The organism is Nocardia sp. NBC_00565, assembly GCF_036345915.1.
In the GTDB taxonomy this organism is placed as follows: domain Bacteria; phylum Actinomycetota; class Actinomycetes; order Mycobacteriales; family Mycobacteriaceae; genus Nocardia.
On record NZ_CP107785.1, the window covers coordinates 4,852,790 to 4,874,048 of the forward strand.

The 21,259-nt window shown below is 67.1% G+C and carries 21 protein-coding genes; 4 read left to right on the forward strand and 17 right to left on the reverse strand.

Annotated elements, in window-relative coordinates; genetic code table 11:
* Positions 1-38 precede the first annotated feature (38 nt).
* Positions 39-2,036 (reverse strand): ribonuclease J, encoded by a 1,998-nt coding sequence (locus OG874_RS22825; RefSeq protein ID WP_330257370.1) that lies wholly within the window; start codon positions 2,034-2,036, stop codon positions 39-41.
* Positions 2,037-2,044: 8 nt separating this feature from the next.
* Positions 2,045-2,968 (reverse strand): 4-hydroxy-tetrahydrodipicolinate synthase, encoded by a 924-nt coding sequence (gene dapA / locus OG874_RS22830; RefSeq protein WP_330257155.1) that lies wholly within the window; start codon positions 2,966-2,968, stop codon positions 2,045-2,047.
* A 208-nt stretch (positions 2,969-3,176) separates the two neighbouring features.
* Here dapA and OG874_RS22835 point away from each other — a divergent pair, with 208 nt between their 5' ends.
* Positions 3,177-3,623 carry a toxin-antitoxin system HicB family antitoxin gene (locus OG874_RS22835; protein ID WP_330249189.1) on the forward strand — a complete coding sequence of 149 codons (447 nt, stop codon included), beginning with the start codon at positions 3,177-3,179 and terminating at the stop codon, positions 3,621-3,623.
* A gap of 186 nt (positions 3,624-3,809) precedes the next feature.
* Here OG874_RS22835 and OG874_RS22840 read toward each other — a convergent pair whose 3' ends face one another.
* The 9 genes from OG874_RS22840 to OG874_RS22880 form a co-directional block, all read right to left on the reverse strand.
* A complete protein-coding gene (locus OG874_RS22840; RefSeq protein ID WP_330249190.1) occupies positions 3,810-5,009 on the reverse strand; it encodes a winged helix-turn-helix domain-containing protein in 1,200 nt (399 codons plus the stop codon).
* Between the two features lie 31 nt (positions 5,010-5,040).
* Positions 5,041-6,054 carry a hypothetical protein gene (locus tag OG874_RS22845; RefSeq protein WP_330249191.1) on the reverse strand — a complete coding sequence of 338 codons (1,014 nt, stop codon included), beginning with the start codon at positions 6,052-6,054 and terminating at the stop codon, positions 5,041-5,043.
* The gene (locus tag OG874_RS22850; RefSeq protein ID WP_330249192.1) at positions 6,047-7,333 is read right to left on the reverse strand and encodes an ATP-binding protein; all 1,287 of its coding nucleotides are present in this window, start codon (positions 7,331-7,333) and stop codon (positions 6,047-6,049) included. The genes OG874_RS22845 and OG874_RS22850 overlap by 8 nt, the downstream gene beginning before the upstream one ends.
* On the reverse strand, positions 7,330-8,046 hold the full coding sequence (locus OG874_RS22855) for a DNA-binding response regulator (RefSeq protein ID WP_330257371.1): 717 nt from the start codon (positions 8,044-8,046) through the stop codon (positions 7,330-7,332). Before OG874_RS22855 ends, OG874_RS22850 begins: the two co-directional genes overlap by 4 nt.
* Before the next feature lie 119 nt (positions 8,047-8,165).
* A complete protein-coding gene (locus OG874_RS22860; protein ID WP_330249193.1) occupies positions 8,166-8,618 on the reverse strand; it encodes a flavodoxin family protein in 453 nt (150 codons plus the stop codon).
* 327 nt (positions 8,619-8,945) lie between these two features.
* Positions 8,946-9,422, reverse strand: a complete 477-nt coding sequence (locus OG874_RS22865) for an adenosine-specific kinase (protein ID WP_330249194.1) — start codon at positions 9,420-9,422, stop codon at positions 8,946-8,948.
* A gap of 135 nt (positions 9,423-9,557) precedes the next feature.
* On the reverse strand, positions 9,558-10,058 hold the full coding sequence (locus OG874_RS22870) for a hypothetical protein (protein WP_330249195.1): 501 nt from the start codon (positions 10,056-10,058) through the stop codon (positions 9,558-9,560).
* The gene (dapB, locus tag OG874_RS22875) at positions 10,055-10,801 is read right to left on the reverse strand and encodes a 4-hydroxy-tetrahydrodipicolinate reductase (RefSeq protein ID WP_330249196.1); all 747 of its coding nucleotides are present in this window, start codon (positions 10,799-10,801) and stop codon (positions 10,055-10,057) included. Before dapB ends, OG874_RS22870 begins: the two co-directional genes overlap by 4 nt.
* Positions 10,802-10,998: 197 nt before the next feature.
* Positions 10,999-11,421, reverse strand: a complete 423-nt coding sequence (locus tag OG874_RS22880; protein ID WP_330249197.1) for a MarR family transcriptional regulator — start codon at positions 11,419-11,421, stop codon at positions 10,999-11,001.
* A 59-nt stretch (positions 11,422-11,480) separates the two neighbouring features.
* Between OG874_RS22880 and OG874_RS22885 the strand changes: the two genes are divergently transcribed.
* Positions 11,481-11,933: a MarR family winged helix-turn-helix transcriptional regulator gene (locus OG874_RS22885; RefSeq protein ID WP_330249198.1), complete on the forward strand. Its 453-nt coding sequence runs from the start codon at positions 11,481-11,483 to the stop codon at positions 11,931-11,933.
* Here the strand turns inward: OG874_RS22885 and OG874_RS22890 are convergent.
* Complete coding sequence (locus OG874_RS22890; RefSeq protein WP_330249199.1) at positions 11,912-13,018, reverse strand: alcohol dehydrogenase catalytic domain-containing protein; 1,107 nt, start codon at positions 13,016-13,018, stop codon at positions 11,912-11,914. The genes OG874_RS22885 and OG874_RS22890 overlap by 22 nt on opposite strands.
* Positions 13,019-13,266: 248 nt before the next feature.
* On the opposite strand from OG874_RS22890, the gene OG874_RS22895 reads away from it, so the two are divergent.
* Positions 13,267-13,665, forward strand: a complete 399-nt coding sequence (locus tag OG874_RS22895; RefSeq protein WP_330249200.1) for a VOC family protein — start codon at positions 13,267-13,269, stop codon at positions 13,663-13,665.
* Between the two features lie 153 nt (positions 13,666-13,818).
* Here the strand turns inward: OG874_RS22895 and OG874_RS22900 are convergent, their stop codons facing one another.
* The 3 genes from OG874_RS22900 to OG874_RS22910 all read right to left on the reverse strand — a co-directional run bounded on the left by OG874_RS22900 (position 13,819) and on the right by OG874_RS22910 (position 16,837).
* Positions 13,819-15,234: a pentapeptide repeat-containing protein gene (locus OG874_RS22900; protein ID WP_330249201.1), complete on the reverse strand. Its 1,416-nt coding sequence runs from the start codon at positions 15,232-15,234 to the stop codon at positions 13,819-13,821.
* 49 nt (positions 15,235-15,283) lie between these two features.
* Entirely contained in the window at positions 15,284-15,565 is a 282-nt protein-coding gene (locus OG874_RS22905; RefSeq protein ID WP_330249202.1) for a hypothetical protein, read from the reverse strand.
* Positions 15,566-15,631: 66 nt separating this feature from the next.
* On the reverse strand, positions 15,632-16,837 hold the full coding sequence (locus OG874_RS22910) for an MFS transporter (RefSeq protein WP_330249203.1): 1,206 nt from the start codon (positions 16,835-16,837) through the stop codon (positions 15,632-15,634).
* Between the two features lie 103 nt (positions 16,838-16,940).
* Here OG874_RS22910 and OG874_RS22915 point away from each other — a divergent pair, with 103 nt between their 5' ends.
* Complete coding sequence (locus OG874_RS22915; RefSeq protein WP_330249204.1) at positions 16,941-17,270, forward strand: ArsR/SmtB family transcription factor; 330 nt, start codon at positions 16,941-16,943, stop codon at positions 17,268-17,270.
* Between the two features lie 54 nt (positions 17,271-17,324).
* On the opposite strand, the gene OG874_RS22920 is transcribed toward OG874_RS22915, so the two are convergent.
* Together OG874_RS22920 and OG874_RS22925 are read right to left on the reverse strand one after the other, a co-directional pair.
* Entirely contained in the window at positions 17,325-18,635 is a 1,311-nt protein-coding gene (locus OG874_RS22920) for a M16 family metallopeptidase (RefSeq protein WP_330249205.1), read from the reverse strand.
* An 80-nt stretch (positions 18,636-18,715) separates the two neighbouring features.
* Positions 18,716-20,989 (reverse strand): polyribonucleotide nucleotidyltransferase, encoded by a 2,274-nt coding sequence (locus OG874_RS22925; RefSeq protein ID WP_330249206.1) that lies wholly within the window; start codon positions 20,987-20,989, stop codon positions 18,716-18,718.
* Between the last annotated feature and the right edge of the window lie 270 nt (positions 20,990-21,259).

The following is a 21,259-nucleotide window of genomic DNA, read 5'->3' on the forward strand; positions in this document are numbered from 1 at the left end:
GCCGGACGACAACGTTATCCGGCGGTTTCGCGTTGCTCTCAGACTCCGATAACGGTGGGCACGATCATCGGACGGCGGCGGTAGGTATCGGCGACCCACCGGCCGACCACGCGCCGCACACTCTGCGCGATGCGATGGATATCGGTGACGCCTTCACCGGCCAGCCGCAGCAATTCCGCCTCGACCAGCGCCGCGGCATCGAACAGCGCGTTCGGATCGTCGGAGAAGCCGCGCCCGCTCACCTCGGGCGCGCTGACTGCCTTACCGGTGGTCGAATCGACCGCGAGAGTGATCGAGATGAACCCGCCCTCGCCCAGCACCAGACGATCCGACAGCGTCGATTCACCGACATCACCGACCGAAAGCCCGTCGACGTACACGTGCCCGACCGGAACCCGGCCGACGATCGAGGCGATCCCGTCGACCAGGTCCACCACGACGCCGTCCTCGGCGAGTACCACCCGGTCCTCCGGCACGCCGGTCGCCACCGCGAGCGCGGCATTGGCGCGCAGATGCCGCCATTCGCCGTGCACCGGCATGGCATTGGTCGGTCGCACCGCGTTGTACAGGTACAGCAGCTCACCCGCGGACGCGTGCCCGGAGACGTGCACCTTCGCGTTCTGCTGGGTGATCACTGTGGCACCGAGCCGGGCCAGGCCGTTGACCACCGCGAACACCGAGTTCTCATTGCCCGGAATCAGCGAGGAGGCCAGCACCACGAGATCGTCGGCGCGGATATTGATCTGGCGGTGTTCACCGCGCGCCATCCGCGACAGCGCCGAGAGCGGCTCGCCCTGCGATCCGGTCGAGATCAGCACCAGCCGATCACCCGGCAGGGTCGCGGCGACGTCGAGATCGACGACCACACTATCGGGCACGGTCAAGTAACCGAGGTCCTGCGCGATCTCCATATTGCGCACCATCGAGCGACCGACGAAACACACTCGGCGACCGTACTTCTGGGCGACATCGACAACCTGCTGGATGCGATGCACATGGCTGGCGAACGACGCGACGATCACCCGGTGGCGGGCCTTGCCGATCACCGTGTCCAGCACGCCGCCGATCTCGCGTTCGGGGGTGACGAAGCCCGGCACCTCGGCATTGGTGGAGTCGACCAGGAACAGGTCGACGCCCTCGTCGCCGAGTCGGGAGAATCCGGCCAGGTCGGTGAGGCGACCGTCCAGGGGCAACTGATCGAGCTTGATGTCGCCGGTGTGCAGCACGACGCCGGCGGGGGTGCGGATCGCGACCGCGATGGCGTCCGGAATGGAGTGGTTGACCGCGAAGTACTCGCAACCGAACGGCCCGTGCGTGGTGTGCTGGCCCTCGCTCACCTCGACGAGCTTCGGCCGCTGCCGGTGCTCCCGGCATTTCGCTGCCACCAGCGCGAGGGTGAACCTCGAACCGATGACCGGAATGTCGGCACGCAGCCGCAGCAGGAACGGCACCGCGCCGATGTGGTCCTCGTGGCCGTGGGTGAGCACGATGGCTTGGACATCGTCCATCCGGTCCTCGATGGGCCGGAAGTCGGGCAGGATCAGGTCGACGCCGGGCTGCTGGTCCTCCGGGAACAGCACACCGCAGTCGACGATGAGCAGTTTGCCGCCATATTCGAAAACGGTCATATTGCGGCCGATTTCGCCGATGCCGCCGAGGGCGAAGACGCGCAGACCGTTCTTGGGCAGCTTCGGCGGCGCGCCGAGCCGGTCGGCGGTCGCGCGCTCGACGGGGGCAGGCGCAGGCTGCTCGCCGCGACCACGACCCTGCTGACGGCCGCGGCTCTGCTTGCGGGGCTGCTCGGCCTTGGCGGCCGGCGCCTGCACCGCGGGTGCCTTGGCCGCGGCGGTCTTCTTGGCGGCCGCCTTCTTCGCGGGCGCCTTCGCCGGGGCGGCCTGCTCTGCGCGGGCTAGATCGCCGCTCTCGGACTGCGCTGCCCGATCGGCCTTTTCGGCCTTCGCCGGTGACTTGCGCGGCGCCGCGGGTTCGGGCGCGCCCGCAGCACGCGATGCGGTCCGGCGGGGTCGACGTCCCATGGCCTCTGTCATGCGACCACCCCCGCCATCCGCAGGTCAGCGGCCAGGGCATCGAGTTGTTCGGTGTTCGGCATCAATTGCGGCAATCGTGGTTCGCCGACTTCGACACCGAGCAGGCGCAGACCGCCCTTGCTCATCGCAACTCCGCCCAAGCGCGACATCGCGGCGTTCAGCGGCAGCAGGCTCGCATTGATCTCGCGGGCGCGCACCACGTCACCGGCCCGGTAGGCGTCGATCAACGCGCGCAGGCGCTCGGGCACGAGATGTCCGATGACACTGATGAATCCGGTCGCACCGACCGAGAGCCACGGCAGGTTCAGCGCGTCGTCACCGGAGTAGAAGTCCAGGTCGGTGTTGGCGATGAGTTCTGCGCCCGCGCACAGGTCGCCCTTGGCGTCCTTGACCGCGACGATGCGCGGATGTTCGGCGAGTCTGCGGATGGTGTCGCTGGCAATGGGCACGACCGAGCGCGGTGGAATGTCGTAGAGCGTGACCGGCAGGTCGGTGGCGTCGGCGACGGCGGTGAAATGCGCGAGCAGACCGTCCTGAGTGGGACGGGAGTAGTACGGGGTGACCACGAGCAGGCCGTGCGCACCCGCACGCTGGGCGTTGCGGGCGAGTTCGATCGAATGCGCGGTGTCGTAGGTGCCCGCACCCGCGATCACAGTGGCGCGCTCGCCGACCGCGTCGACGACGGCGCGCAGCAGGTCCGCCTTTTCCGATTCGGTGGTGGTCGGCGATTCCCCGGTGGTGCCGGAGATCGCGAGCAGATCGACGCCGCGGTCGACCAGGCGGGCCGCCAGCGCGACCCCGGCATCGACATTGAGCTTGCCGTCGGCACCGAAGGGGCTCACCATCGCGACACCCACTGTGCCGGAGGCGCGCACCGGTGTTCGATTCGCGGTGCTCGCGGGCGCCCCGTCGTTACCCATGCTGCCGCCTCCGGGCCTGAGGCGCACGCCGCGGTGTTGGCGTCGATTCACCGTTCGTCATGGTCAGAAAGGCTACCCGCTCCAGGGAACGGCCTCGACACCCTGACCGCCGATCGGCCTGCCATAGCAAGTGATTCGCCTCGCATCCGATGAGCATGATGTCAAACTCGTCCTTGTATGACATCAGCGATGGCGTCACACTGATGTCATGGATTTGAACAAATACACCGCCCGACTACGCGAGGACCTGATCGCGGCAGCCGCCCTCGGTGACGAAAAGACCCAGGCCACCGCCGCCGCATTGGCCGCGGCGACGGAGAGTTCGGCGCGGCTGGCGCTGCTCGCGGCGCTATCGGATCTCGCCGCGGAAGTCAGCGCCGAGCTCGGCGACCGGACCGTGCACGTCTCGGTGGACGGCACCGATGCGACCGTCGATGTCCGCAAGAACCCGACCGCCGATAGCGAGCATCCGACCTTCGAGGAAATGACCGGCGATATCAGCCGGGTCACCCTGCGATTGGTCGAGCAGATGAAGGCGAAAGCCGAGGAAGCGGCTGCCGCGAGTGGGGTCTCGCTGAACTCGTGGCTGTCGAATGCCGTCAGCGGCGCGTTGCGCGATCAAATGCGCGGATACGGACCCAAGCGCGATATCTGACCGGCGGCCCGGCTGCCAACTCGCGCTCGGGCTGTGTGCGACTGCGTGAACCCGGGCTCGCACAATCGAAGGCGGTCGGGGTTCTCGGCGTTGGTCGATTCGATATGGACGCCGGCGCAGGAGCGCGAACCGCTGGTCGACGACGCCTTCATGCGAGTGCGGGCGGCGCGCGAGTTGACCTGAGCGCTATAGCAGCGGCGCGAGATCGCCGCGTTCGCCGGTCACCACCTCGTCGAGTTCGAGCCAGTCCGCCATCTCGCGCAACGCATCGGTGAGCGCTCGCGCGGTTTCGGGAGTGCCGTGGCCGGGCTCGGCGAACGCACCCGGCACCAGCAGTCGTCCCGACGCGCGCTCGGCACGTAGGTCGACGCGGCCGACGAGCTCGCCGTTCAACAGGAACGGAAATACGTAATAGCCGTGCACCCGTTTGGGTTCCGGTGTGTAGATCTCGATCCGGTAGTGGAAGTCGAAGATCCGATCGGTGCGGGCGCGGAAGAAGATCAGCGGATCGAAGGGACACAGCAGTGCGGAACCTTCGATCCGGCGCGGCGTCACGGCACCGGCCCGCAAATACGCCGGTTTGTCCCAGCCCGCGACCTCGACCGGTTCGAACTCCCCCGCGTCGACCAGATCGGCGATCGCCGGTTCGGTCTGTGATCGATGCAGCCGGTAGTAGTCGCGCAGGTCGGTCTCGGTCGCGACGCCGAGTGCGGTGCCCGCGCGCAGCACCAACTCCCGGATCGCCTCGTCCTCGGATACGGTGCGCGCCAAGATCTCCGGCGGAATCACTCGCTCGGCCAGGTCGTAATGCCTGGTGAAACCGACCCGCTTATCGACCGATAGTTCACCCGCGGCGAAGAGTTGCTCGCAGATCATCTTGGTATCGCTGAGATTCCACCAGGAACCTTTCGGGCGCGGCTTGTCCAGCTCGAGATGGCGCTCCACCTCACCGGCGGTCGACGCGCCGACCTCGGTGATCACGTCGAGGATGTCCTTGCCGAGGGTGGGATTGCGTTCCTTGACCCGGCGCATGCCGTCCCAGCGTCCGTGCTCGTATTTGCGCATCCGCCAGCGCATCAGCGGCCAGTCCTCGACCGGGATCAGCGCGGCCTCGTGCGCCCAGTACTCGACCAGTCGCCGTGGCCGCCGCACACCATTGCTCCAGGCCGATTCATCCAGCACAGTGCGGTCGTAACCACCGATCCGGCTGAATACCGGCGCATAATGCGCGCGCACCACCGCCGACACCGAATCCAGTTGCAGTAGTTGCGTTCTCGCCAGTACACCCAGCACCGACTTGCGCGTCGTGGCGGTCGGCCGCCGCGCCGCGAATCCCTGCGCGGCCAACGCCGTCCGACGCGCCGCGGCCGCACTCATCTTCCGCATGATCACGACAATGCCATGGGGGTACGACAGATCAGGTCGAGACCGAGACCTCGCCCGCGGTATCGATCTCGGTGCGCCGATCCCGATCCGGCGCGTTCGCGAGGACCGTCGCCAGCACCCGGCGGCCCATCGGCAGCACCCGGACGGTCACCGAACCGGCATTGGCCGCATCCAATTCCCTGGTCGCGGACTCGATCACCTGCTGGCGCACCCACTTCGGCACCCCGGCGAAACCGCCGTCATCGAGCAGCACCACCTCGACCCCACGCGAACGTGCGCCGCGCGCGGCACTGCTCAACTCGTCGGTCACCAACTGTGGCGCGCGCAATCCGTCGCGCAACTCGGCCTCGAGCAGCCTGCACTCTTCGCGCTCGCCCGCGGAGAGCTCGGCACCGTCGGCAATGCGTTCCAGAATCGGCCGGGCCACCTTGTCGAGCCGGGCCAACTGCCGGTCCCGCTCGCCGTTCTGCGCGGCCATGGTCGCCTCGGCGGCCGCACGCATGGTCGCCTCTTCCCGCAATAGCCGCAGCGAGCGCTGCATCGGGCGCATCACGGCCGCGCCGATCGAGACCCCGGCCACCGTGGCGATCGGCACGATGGATCCGACGACCACGCGCAGCCCGGTCGTCGCGCCGACCACCGCGATCACCGCCGCGATCCCGGCGACACCGCACCAGGCCGCGCCCAATCGGCCGCGCAGCACCAATACCGCCAGGACATAGGAGGAGGCGAATGCGGTCCACACCTGTTTGGACATGCCGTAGTCGATAGCGACAGTGGTCAGCGCGGTCGCGATCGGTCCGGCCGCGGCCACCGCGACAGCGGCGGGCAGGGGCAGCGGATCGACCGGAACCACCAGGACCACCACCCCGGCCCCGACCAGCAATATCAGCGCGGTCGTGGCCAGAAGCACCGGCGATTCAGCGAAGTTGCGCATCATGTACAGCACGATCGTCACTTCGAAAATAACCAGGAACAGCCAGGCGGAGCGGTCGCGCAGCCCGAGCAGATCCCGCAGCCCGAACTCATTGCCGGTGTCAGCCATCGCCACCCCAGACCAAGGTCACTGTCGTTCCCTCCCCCGGTTGGGACTCCACGAATCCGGCCCCACCCGCGAGCTGGCGCATCCGGCCGAGGATGCTCACCGAGACGCCCAGCCGGTCGGCGGAAACCCGGTCCAGATCGAAACCCGCTCCGTCATCACGGAATACGACTCGGATACCACCCGCGCTGATCGTCACTGTGACGGTGCGCTGCACGGCGCGGCCCGGAACAGTGGCGTGGCGCAGGCTGTTTCGCGCCGCCTCGGCGAGTGCGGCGGCGATGGTGCCCGCCGCGTGCACCGGCAGCCGCAGATCATCGAGTCCGGCCCAGCGCCGGGCGGTGAACCGGATACCCGGATTCACCTCGTATACCGCCGAGCGCAGAAAACCGATCGCCGACTGCGCGTCCAGCCGGTCGGGTTCGGTATTGGCGCCGCGGCATTCGTCGAGTTGTTCCAGCGTGCGTTCGGCCTGATGGCGCAGCACCGGTGACTCGGCGCCGGCGCGCGAGGCGTCGAGCAGCGTCGACAGCACCGCATCGTGGATCAGCGCGGCGAAACGGGCACGTTCCCGATCCCGGGCCGCCGCACCGGCCACCGCGGCCGCGCGCCTGCTCGCGATCACCGACTCCCGGTCCACCCGCGCCGCCGCGGCGAGTGCGTAGATGCAACACCACAGGAACAGCGCGCACAAACCCGCGGCCCTGGCGAAGTCACCGACCAGCGACCAGGCCGTCGGGTCGGACATCACATACCGATTCGCCAGCGCGCCCGTCGCCGTGGCGACCAGCAGATAGGTGACGGCCAGCGACGCACGCCAAGCCAGCACCGCCGCGAGCACACCGAGCGCGAGCACCCGATACATCCAGACCGACGAGGTGTCGGTCGGTGGCACGGCGTAGATGAACGGCATGGTGGCCAGTGCCGCGAGGTAACTCACCGCGGCCGCGCCCGCGACCATCCGAATCACCTTGGGGCCCATCGTGATCGACACGACCGCGAGCACCGGGAACCACCCCAGCGCCACCCCGACCACCAGGATGGACCACGGGCCGGAGATGAATTTGGCCTGGTCGGCGATATCGGGCAATTCGACGATCGCGACGATCACGCCGGCGATGCCGATCGCCAGACCCAGCCGCCGCAGAATGCGATCCGAGGCGGCCTCGACAATCTTTTGCCTGGACATGGCCAGCGCACGGCGCCAGCGACTCACCCGGAATGGGTCGAGCGAGGCGGAGCCCGCTGTGGGTGGGGTGTCCAGCATGCTGGACGCGGTCATCCGCGGGGATGCCGCTCGGGAACCGGTAACCATCCGTCCTCTACCGCCCGCTTGTAGAGGTCGGTCTTGGTGGGAGCCGGACGACCCGCATCGGCGTATTTCTGCCGGATGCGCCCCAGATAGTCGTTGACGGTCTGCTCGGAGAGTCCGGTCAAGCGCGCGACGCGCGAGGCCTTCTCACCGGATGCGTAGAGCGTGAGTACCTCTTCCTGACGCGGGCTCAGGCCCACGTCGGACAGCTGCGGATCGCCGTCGATGGCGGCGGCCCAGTCGGTGGTCACGACCTGCTCGCCCGAGGCCGCGCGGCGCACCGCGGCGACCACTGTCGGCACATCCTCGGATTTGCGCACCACCCCGAGCACACCGGCCTTCGCGGCGGCGCGCACCAGGAACGCGTTATCCGCGCCGGTGAACACCAGGACTTCGATTCCCCGGTTGCGCAGCGCGCGCACGTTGTCCTCCGGCGAGGACCCATCGGCCAGCCGCAGATCGAGGACGACCAGATCCAGCCGTGTGTCGAGCGAGCTGCCAGTGGTCGCCGGCGACGGGCTGTTCGCCGCCGCCGCGAGCAGTTCCGGCACGGTCCCCGCGGTCAGCACCAGATCGAGATCGGGTTCCGGCGCCAGCATCGCGGCAAGCCCGATCGCCACCGATTCGTGGTCTTCGACCAGCCCGATCCGGCGCGGTGCTGTTTCGCCCCCTTCGGCCCACATCACCTCGATACTCCGTTCCCGAGCAAACTCGTCCACATCCCCACCGCTACAACGTCACCTCGTAGTATGCCCGTCGCCCCCGATGACCAGTCAGACACCAAAAATCGGGGGCCGGTCGATTACCCCATGAGCTGCGCCGCGACAGTTGCTCCGAGCTCCCAGCAACGCTGAATATCGTCCTTGGACGGCGGGCCCATCACGATGACCGGCGCGGCCACTTTCGCCCAGCCGAGGCCGGTGGTCACGCTGACCACGCCGCGCTCCGCGCCCTCGGTGCCCTCATTGCCGTGCAGATAGAAACCGAACGGACGACCGCTTGTCGAGTCCAGACACGGGTAGTAGAAGGTGTCGAACGCATGCTTGAGCGCACCGGACATATAGCCCAGGTTCGCCGGGCTGCCGAGCAGATAACCATCGGCATCCAGCACATCACTCGCGGTGACCGCCAATGCGGCGCGGCGCTCGACCTCGACACCTTCGATCTCCGGATCGGTCGCCCCGGCGACAACCGCCTCGAACATCGCCTGCATATGTGGCGATGGAGTGTGGTGAATGATCAGCAGCCGAGGCACATCGAGCAGCGTACTGCGGCACCCGAGTTAGCGGTGGGACGGTTGCACGCCATTGGGGTCGAAACAGCCATATTCAGGAGCGCGTGGCTATTGACTGGCGACAAATACGGAGGAGAATTAACTGAACACCAGAACACCGGAAAGCGCCGAACTGTCGGAGGAGACGTCCGACGATATCGGAGACACTTTTTAGGATCTGGCCAGGCCCCCGGCAAGCCAGTTGAATATCGGAGTTGTCAGCGACGGTTGTGACTCATGGATTCGATGGAGACTACCGGGGACTGTTCTGTGTATGGGGGAGTTTCGATTCTGCGGCTCGCGTAGCCGCTACAGCTTGTAGCCGATCTGGCGCAGCAGCTGTCGACGATCTGCCTGGTCGTCGGCGTTCTCGACGCCCAGCGGCGCACCCCCGTCGACCACGCCGACGATTCCTCTGCCCAACTCCGTCTCGGCAATCAACACATCGACGGGATTGGCCGTCGCACAGAAGATTCCGCAGACTTCCGGAACCTGCTTCACCGCATTGAGCACATTGACCGGATATCCCTCGCGCAGAAAAACGATGAACGAATGCCCGGCCCCGACCGCAACCGCGCTCTTCGTGGCAAGTTCGACCAGATCATCGTCATTGCCGGAGCAGCGGACCAGGCGCGGACCGGACGCCTCGCAAAACGCCAGCCCGAATCTCAGATGCGAACTGGTCCCAACCAGCGCCTCATGCAGGTCCTCGACGGTCTTGATGAAATGGGCCTGCCCGATGATGACATTCAGATCGTCTGGTTTGTCGATGCGCACAGCTGTCATCTCCACAGCACCATACTGCGCCTCATCGAAGAGGATGCACAGCATATCCAGCCAACGAGAATGTGCTGGTGCCGGTCACTTCTCGACGTTTGCCCGGACCAGCGCATGGTGATCGGTTGTCCAGATTCTCTGTGGTCAGTGGTCCAGTTTTTCCAAGGCGACTGCGCGGCGCATGGTTTCGCGGGCGCGGGTGCGGTCTCCGGCATAGTCGTAGGCGCGGGCGAGGCGGTAGGAGACGCGCCAGTTGTCGGGGTCGGCTTCCCATTCCTGCTTGACCTGGTTGAACAGTTCGTCGGCGGCGGCGCGTTCGATGCGGCCGGAGGGGCGGCGCGGCAGGTCGGAGGTGTCGAGTTCGAGGCCCTCGTCGTGGATGCGGCGGGCCAGGTGTTGATGGGACAGGGCGGCGCGGACGGTGGCGAAGACGATCCAGACGCCGAGCAACGGCAGGATCAGAACGCCGATACCGATGATGACGGCGGCGGCGTCACCTGTGCCGATCAGGCTGATCGCGATGCGGCCGAGCAGCAGGAAGTAGAAGCCGAGCACGACGACCAGGGCCGCGACGAGCGCGACGACCTTGCGGACCTCGGTACCGCGAGAGTCGGCTTCCGGCTCGACCGGTTCCGGCTGTGTCACAGATCCAGGAACGGGTCGAGCCCGACGGTGAGGCCGGGGCGATTCGCGATTTCGCGGACGCCGAGCAGGACTCCGGGGGCGAAGGACGAGCGGTCGATGGAGTCGTGACGAATGGTGAGAGTTTCGCCCTGGGTACCGAAGAGCACCTCCTGGTGGGCGACGAGCCCGGCCAGCCGCACCGAATGCACCCGCACGCCGTCGACGTCGGCGCCGCGCGCACCTTCGAGCTCCTGGGTGGTGGCGTCGGGACTGCGACCGACTCCGGCCTTGTTCCGCGCGGCGGCGATCAGGCCCGCGGTGCGGTAGGCGGTGCCCGAGGGGGCGTCGAGCTTGTTCGGGTGGTGCAGTTCGATGACCTCGACCGATTCGAAGAACCGGGCCGCCTGCTCGGCGAAACGCATGGACAGCACCGCGCCGATGGCGAAGTTCGGAGCGATCAGCACGCCGGTCTCCGGTCGCCCGGCCAGCCAGCCGCGCACCTCGTCCAGGCGCGCATCATCGAATCCGGTGGTACCGACGACCGCATGAATCCCGCGTTCCACCAGGAACTTCAGGTTCCCCATCACCACATCGGGATTGGTGAAGTCGACGACCACCTGCGTACCGGATTCGGTGAACGCCTCGAGCGAATCGTCCTTGTCGACGGTCGCGACCAACTCCAGATCGGCCGCCGCCTGCACCGCCGCGCAGATCGCCTGACCGACTTTCCCGCGTGCCCCGAGCACTCCGACCCGAATGGTCACCGCACCTCCTCGTTCCACCTATGTCCCCGCAAGCCTATCGACCCTGCTCGCGGCACAGTCCGCTGACCTAGAGTGATTCACATTGCTATATGCGCATGTTTGCGTATGGAAAGTTTTTCCCTACCGTAGGAGCGTGCGGCAGCCTTCCTCCGCGACCACGACGTTTACCAGTACCGGCCTCTACGGCCCACCGGCGGCTAGTCCGAAGGGCCGGCGCCAGACATGTTGGCGGCCATCTTTTCCAGTAGCCGGACGGTCTCGATGTATTGCTCGTCGGTGATGCCGTCGAGCATTGCGCGGCGGCGCTTGCCGATCAGGCCGAAGGCTTGCTGATGGGTGGTGTGACCCGTTTCGGTCAGGGCGAGGGTGCCGGAGTCGTCGGCGATATCGCCGCGATCCACCAGGTGGGCGAGCTGAATATCCCACTCCGACGAGTCGTTCCAGAACGGTGCGAGACCGTCGCGGACCTCGGCGGCCGGGCGCGGGCCTTCGGCCAGCGAGTTCAGCATCTGCCAGTGCCGACGGGACAGACCGGCGGCGGCGAGATCGTCTTCGAATCGTGCGTTGATCAGGCGATCGAGTTCCTTGAGCCAGTAACCGATCGGGCGGTGGCCTGCCATCGTTCCTCCAAAGCATGTAGAATTACAACTATATGTAATATGACATGAAAGTGGAGAGAATGGAAGAGCACGATGCGGTCACCAAGGCCGTCGAAGCGGCGATGGTCCGGATTCGGCGGCGGCAGACTCGCGGCGCACTGGGCAAGGACTCACCGGTTCCCATCGCCGTCTTCAGAGTGCTCGACGCGGTAGCCGATTCCGGTGCGGCGACCGTCGGAACCCTCGCTCCCACACTGGGTGTCGACCAGCCACGCGCGAGTCGCCTTGTCGCCCAGGCAGTGTCATCCGGCCATCTGGAACGGGTGGCCGATCAGCACGACGGCAGACGAACCGTTCTGCGCCTCACCCCCGCCGGACAGGACGTAGTCGCAGCGGCACGCGATGGGCGTCGCACCGCAATGGCGGCGGCGATGTCGGATTGGACCGACCGCGAACGCAAGGAATTCGCGCGACTGCTGGCACGATTCGTCGACGCACTCGACGATCGCGACTACTCGAAGACGATCACCTGACGCAGCGCATGCCCTGCGGCGAGTTCGTCCATCGCGTGGTTGATTTCATCCAACCCGACATGCGACGACACCAGCTTCTCGATGGGCAGACGCCCCTCGCGCCACATGCGAACGTACTCCGGGATATCCCGGGACGGCACCGCCGAGCCGAGGTAGCTGCCGATGATGGTGCGCCCCTGGGCAACCAGAGCCAACGGCGAGATACTCGCGCGGGCATCGGGGGCGGGCAGACCGACAGTGACGGTCGTGCCGCCCGGACCTGTTGCGGCGACGGCGGTTTCGAAGGCCCGGATATTGCCCGCGGCCTCGACCACCACCTCCGCGAGGACGCCCTGCTCGGCGAGTTCGGCCGGAGTATAGGCGGCGCTTGCACCGAGTTCCCTTGCCAGAGCGAGCTTTTCCGGAACCGTGTCGACGGCGATCACCTCGTGCTCCCCCAGTGACAGCGCGACGAGCACCGCCGCCATACCGACACCGCCGAGCCCGACGACCATGATCCGATCCGCCGGACCGGGTTTCGCGGAATTGAGCAGCGCACCCCCACCGGTGAGCACGGCGCATCCGAGCACCGCCGCGACCTCGGGCGGCACATCGGCATCGACCGGAACCACCGATCGGCGATCGACGACGGCGTACGTGGCGAACGCGGATACACCGAGGTGATGGTGCACCTGCGCGCCGTCGCGGTGCAGCCGCCGCCCACCGTTCAACAGCTCACCGGCATTGTTGGCGACGCTGCCGGGCCCACACGGCGTCCGCCCTTCGCTAGCGCAGCCCGCGCACTCCCCGCAGCGCGGCAGGAAGGTCATCACGACGCGCTGCCCCACCGCGAGATCACTGCCGCCGGGCCCCACCGCCTCGACGATGCCCGCTGCCTCGTGTCCGAGCAGCATCGGCACCGGTCGCACGCGGTTTCCGTCCACCACCGACAGGTCCGAATGACACAGCCCGGCCGCCTCGATCCGGACCAGCAGCTCACCCGGGCCGGGTTCGCCGAGGTCCAACTCGCAGACGGTGATCGGCGCCGACTCGGCGAACGGCACGGGCGCTGCGATCCGCTCCAGGACCGCCCCTCGAATCTTCATTCCACCGACGCTACCGCGCGCCGTCACAGACAGCGAAGCGGGTCACAGCCTGCGACACGGTCGAGGAAATATGGTCCCGATCACGCCGGGGTGGCACGGTAGAAAGTGATTCGCTAACCTCGGTGCCCGTGACGGTGCTCCCGTAGGCCGCCTTGTACCGAGCCCGGGGTCGGGACCGTCACGACACAAGGAGAAATCCCCTGGCCCACCCGCCGCCCGACCACCACCCCTCACGGAATCGCTACGCGATGCGCTCTGTACAGTTCAATCACACCATTGTCGCCTGTCACGACAATCGGGTGACCGCCGAATTCTGGGCGGACATCCTGGGTTTGGAAATCGGAACGGAATGGGGTCCGTTCATCCCCCTTCCCACGGATAATGGCGCGACCTTCGACTTCGCGAAGGCCCCGCCGCCGGTCACCGAAATCCAACCGCAGCATTACGCCTTTCTGATCTCCGAGCCGGAGTTCGACGAGGCGTACGCCAAGATCCAGCGCTACAAACTGGATCACTGGGCCGACCCCCAGCAACGCGGGGTCAACGTGATCAACCACAACGACGGCGGCCGCGGCGTCTACTTCAAAGACCCCAACGGCCACTTCATGGAGCTGATCACCGTCCCCTACGGCGGCTGGCCGACATAACACCCGTCGGGGCGACGTCCATCGGGACGTCGCCCCGACCTCGTTCCACCGCGCGATCCTCGCCCGCTACAACGACGGCGAGAACTGGACCGACTACCTGGTCGAATGGACGGGCGCCGAGAAACGGCCCTATGCGAAGGTGCGCGTCTGATATCAGACCGGCGGCGTCGGGCTCGTGGGGGCGGGCGGCCACGGATTGGGTTTGACGCTGGTCGGTTTGCGGGTCGGCGCGTCATCCCAGTCGAAGTGGGTGCCCACCCAGGCCCTCGGGCGATCGAAATGGATCTCCTGGGCGGCGAAGCGGGTCCCGAGGAAGGAGATATCACCGAAGAAGTCGACCTCGGTGAAATCAACGGTACGACCGCCCAGGACCGCGCGCGGAAAGCGGACGCCGCCATGCAGTTCGGCGTGCGAGAAGTCTGTTTCCCGAGTGCCCCTGTTCCGCAGTCGATTCGATGCGCCCAGCCGCGCCTCGTCGAATGCGGTGAGCGTGGCCAAGAACTGTGCACCCGTGAATGTGATACGGGGGCCGACGAATTCGGCGCGGTCGAAGGCGATGTGTTCGCCGTCCAGTACCGCGCGCTCGAACGAGGTCAGCTCCGCACGGAACTCTGCCTCCTGGAACGAGGTTCGCGCGCCGAGGAAGCGGGCACCGCTGAAGTTGGTGCGCGGGCCATGGAACGCCGCACTCTCGAACGACACCGAACTTTCGAAAGTGACATCGGCGAAGGTGGTGCCAATGCCTGCCGGTTCCCGCTTTTCGATGCGGCTGGTATCGAACGTCGCGTGGTCGAACAGCGCCGGGCCGTCCCGGAAGGTCGCGCCGCGGAAGGTGAGATGGTGTCCGTCGAACCGCGCGCGCTCGAAAGTCGACGGCCCGATGAACGTCGCCCCGGCGAACGATGTGTGCCGCCCCGAGAACGCCGCGTCCCGGAAATCGACCTTCTCCAGCACCGCGCCGTTGAAGGTGATGTTGCACGCCGACCACGAGATGTCCACGGACGGTCTCAGGTGCTGGGCGATCACGCGGACGATGGCGCGGCGCACCTCCCGATCGTTCTGCCGGAACTGGTAGACCCGCTCGACCTTGGTCCCGGCTTCCTCCGCCGACTCGGCCCGCGAGACAAGGTGATTCGCGCCTGCGACCGGGTCGTACGGCAGCTGCAGGTACCCGCACAGCACGTCGATGCACTGCTGTCGCCGACTCGGCGCGGAGAACTCATCGGCCACCCCCGCCATCGCATAGACCCCGGCGATCCGCACCGCCGCATCCGCATCCCCCAACTGCCGCGCCGCAGCCCCGAACAGCTCCGCGAATCGTCCCCGCTCCAGATCCCGCTGCCGCCGGTATGCCACCACCAACGCGACCGCGCCACCCACCCCGGCCGCCACCGACAGCGCGATCTTGGTGAGGTCCAACTGATTCGGCGTCTCGGACTTCGCGCCGAGGAACCACCACAACAACCACCAGGTCAGCCCGGCAATCGCCAACCCACCAACCACCGCAGCCAATACCGCGAGCAACAATGCCGCGCGGTGTAGTCGGTCGCCCAACCGCCCCCATCGCATTAGCGCATGGTAGCCGGGTTGTCGCTCGCGGACTACCGGACAAGATCGGCTAGATCTGCGCCCCTTGCGTTTTCGACTGCCCGCCATCCGCGCCGAGCCCGACCACCATCTCGACTTCGATCAGCGACGCATCCCGCGGTATCACCTGCCGCCGACCGGTCCGCCGGAATCCGTGCCGACGATAGAGGTTGTCCCGCCAATCCGCTTCGGAGCGCCGCGCGGCCTCGTCGTAGGTGAGCCACGCCGCGTCCGGCGCATCGGTCAATGACGCCAGTTGCAGGTCACGGTAGATCCGCCAATCCGAATCGCCCAGTCGGCGCACGCTGATCACCCATGCATACTCGATCGAAGTCGCTCGCGCAGCAACGGATTAACGCCCGGCGGGACGCACCGCCGATCACGCGCCCTGTGGAGCCGCTTCCCGATTCCGGCGCAGCCCGAGCCCGGCCGCGGCCAAGCAGGCCAGCGCGACAACGCCGACGAACCACGGGAACACCTCGCTCAGTCCCCACTCGGTGGCCGCCCAACCGGCCAGAATGGTCGGCAGCGCCATAGCCGTGTAGGCGAGCAGGTAGTACGCCGACATGGTCTCGCCCCGCTTGTGTTGCGGCACAACCTCGGACAGATGCCGCAGCGAACCACCGAACCCGAGCCCGAAGGTCGCACCGAGCAGCACGCCGGCCAGCAGCACCACCACCCAGTTGCCGGTGTGCAGCGCAGGCACCGTGAGCACCAGCGCCACCGCCATACCGGTGTCACCGCCGATCGCCGCGCGCCGCGCCGGAATTCCGGTCGCGAACAGCTGGGCCGCGGCACCGGCCACCGCAGTCGAGGCGACCACCGCGCCACCGAAGACCAGATTGTGGATGCCGGTCTCCGCCGAGGCGAGCGATGGATACAGCGACAGCAGCACGCCGAGCACCGACCAGGCCGCCATCACGCCCAGCGCCGAGAACCAGAAGTCACTGCGAATCTCCTGCGGCACAGCCGGTTTCGCGATCCTGATGCGACCGGCGATCCGGGCGGTGTGCGGTTCGCGCAGCGCGACGACACCGAGGCCGATGAGCAGGCACACCACGGTGATGACCACATAGGGCATGCGCAGTGGATGCGGCGCGTACTGCGCCAGCACGGCCGAACCCAGAATCGCCACGGCCATACCGACATTGAACGCGACTCCGCTGAGCTGACCGGATCGCGCACCGCGTTCGGGCCGCAGATCCAGCAGCGCCGCGGCACCGGCGACCACCGTCGAGCCGACCGCCAAACCGTGCAGCGCCCGCGCCACCAGCAGCATCGCGACGTTATCGGCCAGCAGGAACACCACGAGGCCGATGATCATTGTCGCGAACGCACCGAGCAGCACCGGTTTGCGGCCGACCACATCGGAGATCCGCCCGGAAACCAGCACCGCGGCCAGCGCCGCGAACGCGTAGACCGCGAAGACGAATGTCGTCGTCAGCGGCGAGAAATGCCATTGCTTCTGATACATGCCGTAGAGCGGCGCAGGTACGCCGGAGACGCCGAGCGCCACTCCGCTGGCCGCCAGAATCAGCGCATAGGCCCAGCGCTGAGAGGTGTGCTGGTCGGCCGCCACTGTCATTGTCGCTGCCATCGGATCCCCGATCAGGTAAGTTTGATGATTATCGAACCGATAGAGACGATACAGCCGGTATGATGGTCATCAAACCACTGTGAGGTAGATCATGACCGAAACCAAGGAATCGGCCACCGAGGCGCCGCCGGTGGCGTCGTTACCCGCCGTACTCGGCGCACTCCAGGATCCGGTCCGGCTGGAGATGGTGCGCCGACTGAGCAATGCGGGCACCGCGATGCGCTGCGCCGCGCTCTACGAGGTGATCAACAAGTCGACCGCCACGCACCACTTCAAGATTCTGCGCGAAGCCGGTGTCATCGAGCGACTGATTATCGACGGCCAGACCTGTCAGCGCCTGCGCGCCGAGGATCTCGACAACGCCCTGCCCGGCCTGCTGCCCTCGATCGTCGAGGCCGCCAACCGCGCCCGCAACGACTGATAGGCGGCAGATCAATGGCCGAAGCACAGAGCTCCGGCCACCGCCGGAGCTACCTCAGCTCGCCACCAAGCGCCGCACCGCGGCGGGCAATTCCCGAGTCCGGCGATAGGGCCCGGCCACCGAAGCCGCGAACGGACGCGCGAGCAGCGTGCGCGCGATCGCCGAAACCTCATCGGTGGTCACCGCATCGATGCGGGTCAACGTCTCGGAGACGCTGCGGTGATTGCCGTAACTCAGTTCGCTGCGGCCGATCCGGTTCATCCGCGAGGCCGAATCCTCCAGCCCCAGTACCAGCCCGCCGCGCAACGAACCCTTGGCCCGCGCGCATTCCGCGTCGGTGATCCCATTGGCCGCGACCTCTTCCAGCACGCCGTGCGCCAGTGTCGCCACCTTGCCGAGATTTTCCGGCTGGCACCCGATGTACACCGAGAACGCGCCGGTATCGGCGAAGGTGTCCACGCTGGAGTACACCGAGTACGCCAGTCCGCGTTCTTCCCGAATGCGCTGGAACAGACGCGAACTCAGGCCGCCGCCGACAACAGTGTTGAGCACCGACAGTGGCCAGCGCCGCTCCCCCTCGTGCCGCCCGAAGGCCCGCACGCCGAAGGCCAGATGCGCCTGTTCGCTTTCGCGGTGGTTCCAGTGCAGCTCGGGTGTGCTGTGCGGCCGGAACCGGCCCTCGCGCCGTCGCGCGGGCTCGGCGCCCGGGTCGAGCCGGTTCTCGAAGGCGCGGTACACCAGTTCCACGGTGTGGTCGTGCTCCACGTTGCCCGCGACCGCGACCACCATCCGGTCCGGCCGGTAGCGCCGCAGATGAAAACCGCGCAGCTGCGCGGCATTCATCGCCTCGATGGTTTCGATCGAACCGATCACCGGGCGTCCGATCGGATGGTCGCCGAAGAGTGCGGACAGGAACGCGTCGCCGACCAGATCCTCGGGGTCGTCGTCGCGCATGGCGATCTCCTCGAGCACCACCTGCCGCTCGACATCCACATCCTCGGCCCGGCACAGACCGTTGAGCACCACATCGGAGACCATGTCAACGGCCAGCGGCAGATCCTCGTCGAGGACATGGGCGTAGTAGCAGGTCTGCTCCTTCGCGGTGAACGCGTTGAGCTCACCGCCGACCGCGTCCATCGCCTGAGCGATATCCAGCGCCGAACGCGTCGGAGTCGCCTTGAACAGCAGATGTTCCAGGAAGTGCGCGGCGCCCGCGACCGTAGGTCCCTCGTCGCGTGAGCCGACGCCGACCCAGACGCCGATCGATGCCGAGCGCACACCGGGCACGTGTTCGGTGACCACGCGCAGTCCGCCGGGTAGCACGGTCCGCCTTACACCGGCGTCGGTGCCCCGCATCTGATCCATCCGCAGCTCCAGAGACGAACCCCCCTGCTCGCCGCGGAGCAGAGGGGTTGCCGTCTTCTTCTTCGTCACAGAGACAAGTACTACTCGGTCTCCGCCGTGCCCGCATCAACGGTCTCGGCCGCCGCGGGCTCGTCGGCGTTCTCGTCGACCGGAACCAGCGAAATCTTGCCGCGGTTGTCGATATCGGCGATCTCCACGCGCAGCTTGTCGCCGACGTTCACCACGTCCTCGACCTTGGCCACACGCTTGCCGTTGCCCAGCTTGGAGATGTGCACCAGGCCGTCACGGCCCGGCAGCAGCGAGACGAACGCGCCGAAGGCGGTGGTCTTGACGACCGTGCCCAGGAAGCGCTCGCCGACCTTCGGCAGCTGCGGGTTCGCGATGGCGTTGATCTGATCGATCGCCGCCTGAGCCGCAGGGCCATTGGTCGCACCGACGTACACGGTGCCGTCATCCTCGATGGAGATGTTGGCGCCGGTCTCCTCGGTGATCTGGTTGATCACCTTGCCCTTCGGGCCGATGACCTCACCGATCTTGTCGACCGGGATCTTGATCGCGGTGACGCGCGGTGCGTACGGGCTCATCTCGTCCGGGGTGGCGATGGCCTCGGCCATGACCTCCAGGATGGTGGTGCGGGCGTCGTGCGCCTGGCTCAGCGCACCGGCCAGCACCTGCGAGGGGATGCCGTCCAGCTTGGTGTCCAGCTGCAGCGCGGTGACGAAGTCCGGCGTACCCGCGACCTTGAAGTCCATATCGCCGAAGGCATCCTCGGCGCCGAGGATGTCGGTCAGGGCGACGTAGCGGACCTCGGCCTCACCCTTGTCGTTGGTGATGGTGTCCGACACCAGGCCCATGGCGATACCGGCGACCGGCGCCTTGAGCGGCACACCGGCGTTCAGCAGCGACAGGGTAGAGGCGCAGACCGACCCCATCGAGGTGGAACCGTTGGAGCTCAACGCCTCCGAAACCTGACGGATGGCGTACGGGAACTCTTCCTGGCTGGGCAGCACCGGAATCAGCGCCCGCTCGGCCAGTGCGCCGTGGCCGATCTCGCGCCGCTTCGGCGAACCGACGCGACCGGTCTCACCGGTGGAGAACGGCGGGAAGTTGTAGTGGTGCATGTAGCGCTTGCTGGTCTCCGGGCCGAGCGAGTCGACCTGCTGGGCCATCTTGACCATGTCGAGGGTGGTGACGCCCATGATCTGGGTCTCGCCACGCTCGAACAGCGCCGAACCGTGCGCCCGCGGGACCACCGCGACCTCGGCCGACAGCGCGCGGATATCGGCCAGACCGCGACCGTCGATGCGGAAGCCGTCGGTCAGAATGCGCTGGCGCACCAGCTTTTTGGTGACCGAGCGGAAGGCGGCGCCCAGTTCCTTCTCGCGGCCCTCGAAATCGTCGCCGAGGCGGGCGAGCACATCGGCCTTGATCTCGTCGATCTTGGCCTCGCGCTCCTGCTTGTCGGCGATGCTCAGCGCCTCGCCCAGCTCACGCTTGGCGGTGCCCTCGACGGCCTCGTAGACATCGGCCGCGTACGGCGGGAAGAGCGGGAACTCTTCGGTCGGCTTGGCGGCCAGCGAGGCCAGATCCTGCTGCGCCTTGCACAGGCGGGCAATGAACGGCTTGGCGGCCTCGAGGCCCTGTGCCACCACGGCTTCGGTCGGCGCTTGCGCACCGTCCGCGACCAACGCGATGACCTTATCGGTGGCCTCCGCCTCGACCATCATGATCGCGACATCACCGGACTCGACAACGCGGCCGGCGACCACCATGTCGAAGACCGCGCCTTCGAGCTGCTCGACGGTCGGGAAAGCGACCCACTGACCGTCGATCAGCGCGACGCGTACGCCGCCGACGGGGCCGGAGAACGGCAGGCCCGAGATCTGGGTGGACGCGGACGCGGCGTTGATGGCCACTACGTCGTACAGATCGTTCGGGTCCAGGCTCAGCACCGTGACCACGACCTGGATCTCGTTGCGCAGGCCGTCGACGAACGACGGGCGCAGCGGGCGGTCGATCAGGCGGCAGGTCAGGATCGCGTCGGTGGAGGGGCGGCCCTCACGACGGAAGAACGAACCCGGGATGCGGCCCGCGGCGTACATGCGCTCTTCGACGTCGACCGTCAGCGGGAAGAAGTCGAACTGATCCTTGGGGTGCTTGCCCGCGGTGGTGGCGGACAGCAGCATGGTCTCGTCGTCCAGGTAGGCGACGACCGAACCAGCGGCCTGACGGGCCAGGCGGCCGGTCTCGAAGCGGACGGTGCGGGTGCCATAGCTGCCGTTGTCGATCAGCGCGACGGACTCGAACACACCGGGTTCGACCTCGATGGCCGAAGATGTAGTTGTTTCGGACATTTTTCTTCTCTCAACCTCTCGTCTTCGCTGGGTCCAGCGCCATCGGGCGCGACCCAGCTATCGTCAGCCGTACCGGATACGGACGCGCGGCAACCCTCCTGGCTGCGACGCGCACACCCGGCCGATTCCCCTTGGAAACGGCGACGCGGAGGCGGTCATCGATCGAAGCCCGCCGGTACTGACCATTTCGAGCGACCTGCAAACAGTCGCTACGGCCACCGGGGGGCCACTACCGAAGACCGACGCCACGCGACGGGTGCATACGGCTGT